At 26.8% G+C, this 4,956-nt stretch carries 1 protein-coding gene; it reads right to left on the bottom strand.

All coding sequences use genetic code 11. The annotated features are described in order from the left end of the window. Positions 1–1,439: 1,439 nt before the first annotated feature. Positions 1,440–4,956: hypothetical protein (locus Q0V09_RS07530; protein WP_297488096.1), on the bottom strand; the 3,517-nt coding region annotated here is incomplete at its 5' end.

Genomic DNA, 4,956 nt, shown 5'->3' with positions numbered 1-4,956 from the left:
GGACGTACACTCTTTCCCTACACGACGTCTTCCGATCTTACTTGTTGGTGGATACTTTATTTACGGATCATTTGTTGAAAGAGTTTTTGGAGCAAACTCTTCAATTGAAACTCCTGCTAAAAAATTAGCTGATGGTGTTGACTTTGTTGAAATGGATTGGAAAAAATCTTTTTTAATTCAACTTCTAAATATTGCTGGATTAGGACCTATATTCGGAGCCATTGCTGGTGCTCTTTGGGGACCAGTAGCTTTTTTATGGATTGTACTTGGCTGTATTTTTGCTGGTGCTACTCATGACTATTTAGCTGGAATGCTTTCTGTTAGACACAATGGATCAAGTTTGTCAGAAATAATCGGTTTATATTTAGGTTCTACAATTAAAAATATTATGCGTGGTTTTTCAGTTATACTTTTAATTTTAGTAGGTGTTGTTTTTATAAATGGTCCTGCTGGTATTTTAGCTAGTATGACAAATATTAATATTTTTATATGGATATCTATTATTATAGCTTATTATCTTTTAGCTACTGTTTTGCCAATTGATAAAGTTATTGGTAAGATTTATCCGTTATTTGGTGCCTCTCTTTTAATCATGGCTATAGGAATTGGAACTGGGCTTATTTTTCAAGGTTATCATATTCCTGAATTAACTCTTAGTAATCTTCATCCTAAAAATACCTCTATTTTCCCTTTTTTATTTATTACAATTGCATGTGGTGCAATTTCAGGATTTCACGCCACTCAATCACCTCTTGTTGCTCGTTGTATGAAAAATGAAAAAGAGGGTCGTAGAATATTTTATGGAGCAATGATTTCTGAAGGTATTATTGCTCTTATTTGGGCTGCTGCTGCTATGTCTTTTTTTGATGGAACAGAGGGTCTTGCTGGAGCTGGAGCTGCAGGTGTTGTTGTTAACACTATCTCTAATACAATTCTTGGAAAAGTTGGCGGAGCTTTAGCCTTACTAGGAGTTGTTGCTTGTCCTATAACTTCAGGAGATACAGCTTTTAGAAGTGCTCGTCTTACTATTGCTGATTCTATTAACTATAAACAAGGACCTCTAAAAAATAGATTTGTTGTTGCTATTCCTCTTTTTATAATTGGTATTGCTCTTTGTTTTATTGATTTTGCTATTATTTGGAGATATTTTGCCTGGGCTAATCAAACTTTAGCTACAATTACTCTTTGGGCATGTGCAGTATTTTTAGCAAATAACAATAAATTACACTGGATTGCTACTCTTCCAGCTATATTTATGACTGCTGTTGTTACAACATATATTATTATTGCTCCAGAAGGTTTAAGACTTCCTGTTAATTTTGGGTATGCTTTTGGTATATTCACATCTTTACTATCTTTTATTATTTTTTATAAAAATTCTGTAATTAAAACTTCTAAAACTTTAAAAAAAGTAAGCTAGTCAATTGACTAGCTTACTTTTAAATTCTACCAATAATATTTATAAACCATCCATGAGACTTATAATCTGCTGTATTTAAATTGTCATTAAATTGTGAAAAGTTATATCCTCCTCCAAATTTGAAATTCCTATTTAAATTTTTATACAGTCCTACTATTGCTCCACTTGATATATCTTTTTCTCTCTCATCTACCAACCAATGATATTGTAATGTTAAATCCCAATTATTAATAACCTTATAATTAGCTTTAACACCCATTAAATAAATATTATTTTTTATTTGAATACTATCTTTTGATTCTCTTTCAAAAGTATTTTCTTCTTTTCTATATGCTCCTTTTAAACCTAAATCTAATCTTTGAGTTATAGAATATATACCTTCAGATTCCACTACATATGCTTTAAGATTTTTATTTTCTTTTGGATTATTATTTAATAATACTGTATATCTCCATAATAAATTTAATCTTTCATCATATATTGGCCTATATGCAAACCCTAAACTTGACTCAACATCCTCTGAATTTTTATACTTTTCTTCATCAGTAAATATATAATTAAATTTACCTCCTAAAGTATACTCTTCAGTTAATTTATATTGAAAATCATTTGTTGTTAGGAATTGCTTTATCCCTTCATTTCCACTTTCTTCTCTATATTCTATTTTATTTCTTAAACTTAATTTATCTTTATCTACATTGGAATAGAAAGAAACTCCTTTTCTTTTACTATTTCCACCATTATCTGGCAGTTTTATTCTTCCTCTTTGAAGAGACATTCCAAGATCTATATCCTTAGATAAATTATAATCAAGACCATATGATTCTAATATTCCTCTTTTTCCATTCTCTGTAACAAACTGATTTTCTTGATAAATATCAAACTTATCATTTAATTTTAATCTTTGACCACCAGTTAATTTATTCTCATTTTTTCCTTTATCTTGAGTATAAGAAAAATATACATTATAATTATCTGTCATATCATAACTTGTTCCTATCTCATTATAATTTCCTCTACTACCTATACTTGTCTTTCCATTTACTGATAATTTTTCAGTAATATCTTTTTCTCCACCTAATGTTAAAATGTTATTCTTTTCATAATTCTTACTTCTTGAAATAGTTCCTTGAGCTTCTGTGTATATTTTTGTATTATCATCTATTTTATACTCTAATTTACCTCCAACTATTTTTCCTGTTCCTATTTCACTATCTTTTTCCTCTTTCTCCTGTTTAAAAGCTACTCCCATTAAAATATTTTCTCTAAATATATATTTTAATTGCGCTTCTAAACTTTCTAATTTTGATATATTTTTATTTTCAACTTCACTTTCCACTGTTTTTTCATACTTTAATTTAGTTTTTATCTTATCTGTATTCTTTAAGTCTACTTCTATTCCTTTGTTTATTAAGCCTTTATTTTCCAAATATGAAGCAAAGGAATAATTACTATCTTTATTTTTATACCATACTTTTATTTCATTTCCATATTGAGTAAATACTTTTGGATTAATATCATATAGATTTAAAACTCCCATATAATTATAAGCTTTTCCAGTTTTAGAACTTAAATCTCTACTTATTTTTCTAAAATTCAATCCACCATCAAAGGATACAAAGTTATTATTACCTTGACTTCCATAAGTTTCACTTATTTCTCCTTTAATATATGAGTTTTCAGTTCCTTTTAAAGTAAGAATTCCACCTTTTAAATAATAATTCTTATTTTCTTTAGTTTCCCTTACATATCTTCCTCCAACACCTATATGATTGTTTATCCATATATTTCCATTAAATCCATAGTTGTTATTACTTACATCTATGTTTTTATTTGGAATATATTCATAGTCTACAACTAAGAATATATATGAATTTCCTGATGTTGAATCTTGTATTATATCACTATTATCATTAAAATAAGTTCCATTTAAAGGTTTATTTAAAATAATTCTTCCTTGAAAAGCATCAAATGAATAATCTTTACCCTCTTGTAAGTATACTATTTTTTCTGTTAACATTGTTTTTTTATTAACAATTTTAACCATAACTTTTTCAGTATTTCTTAAAATATCACTATTTCTTAAGAAATATAAACTACCACCTGTTCCTAAAAATTCATCATGAGCATAAAGAGTATCAGGCTGTGATGTAAATCCTTGTACTTTTATTTTATCATCCCCAAATTTAGTAACTTCTTTACTTTTATAATTTCCATCTAGTCCATATAAACTTCTATTATATTGCATAAATTCAGTATCTGTAAATCCTGTATTATAATTACCCCATAAAACATTGGATTTATTATATTCTAAATTTAAAAATATTTTTCCATCTGTATCAATACCTTTATATCCATAAGAATCATCACCATATATTGGATAATATGCATTTTTATTATTATCTAATCTTTCAAAAATATTTCTTTTATCTCTTTTTAACATATTATTAAATAAATTGTTTATATTATCTGTTTTAGTATCAAAATATGTTGTTAATCTCAATTTATTTTTATACTTTCCTCTACTGTAATATGCTAATCTTCCCTCGTTATATATATTTCCATTATAATATTCAGGTCCAAAAGGATTTTTCACATCTAGTACTTGCGTATTTCCACTTACATAATTTCTTCCCATGGAAATATCTGCAATTCCTGTTTGTAAGTAATATGTTTCAGGAAGATTTATATTTAAAGTTTGTTGCTCCTCTTTTTTATTTTCATAGATAACTTTTATAGGAATATTATGATTTCCACTAGACATATATTTACCAAGTACAAAGTTATTAGAATCTATAGAGTACTCCTCTTTATCAATATAAATCTTATCTACATCTCTTAATCCAGCTCCTACAAATCTAACAGCACCAGTATTAATCTGTATATTTCTAATCTCTTGAGAAACTTCATTATAATCTTTCTCATTTATTTCAAGTTTTGGTTCTTTTTTTACAATATTTGATATAGCTATTTTAGTTTTATCAAAATTTCCATTTTTATCAAAAACTTTTAACACATATTTAATCTCTTCTCCTGATGTAAATGTATTATCTCCACCAGTCCACTTAATATCCATATTATTATATATTTTTTCACCTATTCTAGTTCCAATTGGATTTAATAAGTTAAAATCATCACTTTTATAAATATTTAATTCATATTTTGTAATAAAATCTCCATAATTTGTTTCTATAGACATATTTATTGGAGTTTTTATTTTTCCATTTTTTATCTCTACATTTTTAGGAACCTCTAAAACCAATTTAGGTTTTACTCTAAAGTCATCATTAATAACCCAAATAGCACCTTTTTTTAAATACATTCTACTTGAATATCTCTCATTTTCTTTAGTTGTTAATTCCCTATTAATAACGCTAAAATTAAACTTATTTAGTGAGTATGAGCTTATTTTTTTTACCATGGGATTTTCACTAATTACTATCATATTTTTAGGAAGAGTTTTTTCATCTAATTTTATAGAATAGTTCTCTCCATTTTTATTATATATCCACTGATCAGGTAAATGATATCTTCCA

The sequence above is a fragment of the uncultured Cetobacterium sp. genome (genome assembly GCF_947039425.1).
In the GTDB taxonomy this organism is placed as follows: domain Bacteria; phylum Fusobacteriota; class Fusobacteriia; order Fusobacteriales; family Fusobacteriaceae; genus Cetobacterium_A.
This window is presented reverse-complemented; position numbering and strand designations above follow the sequence as displayed.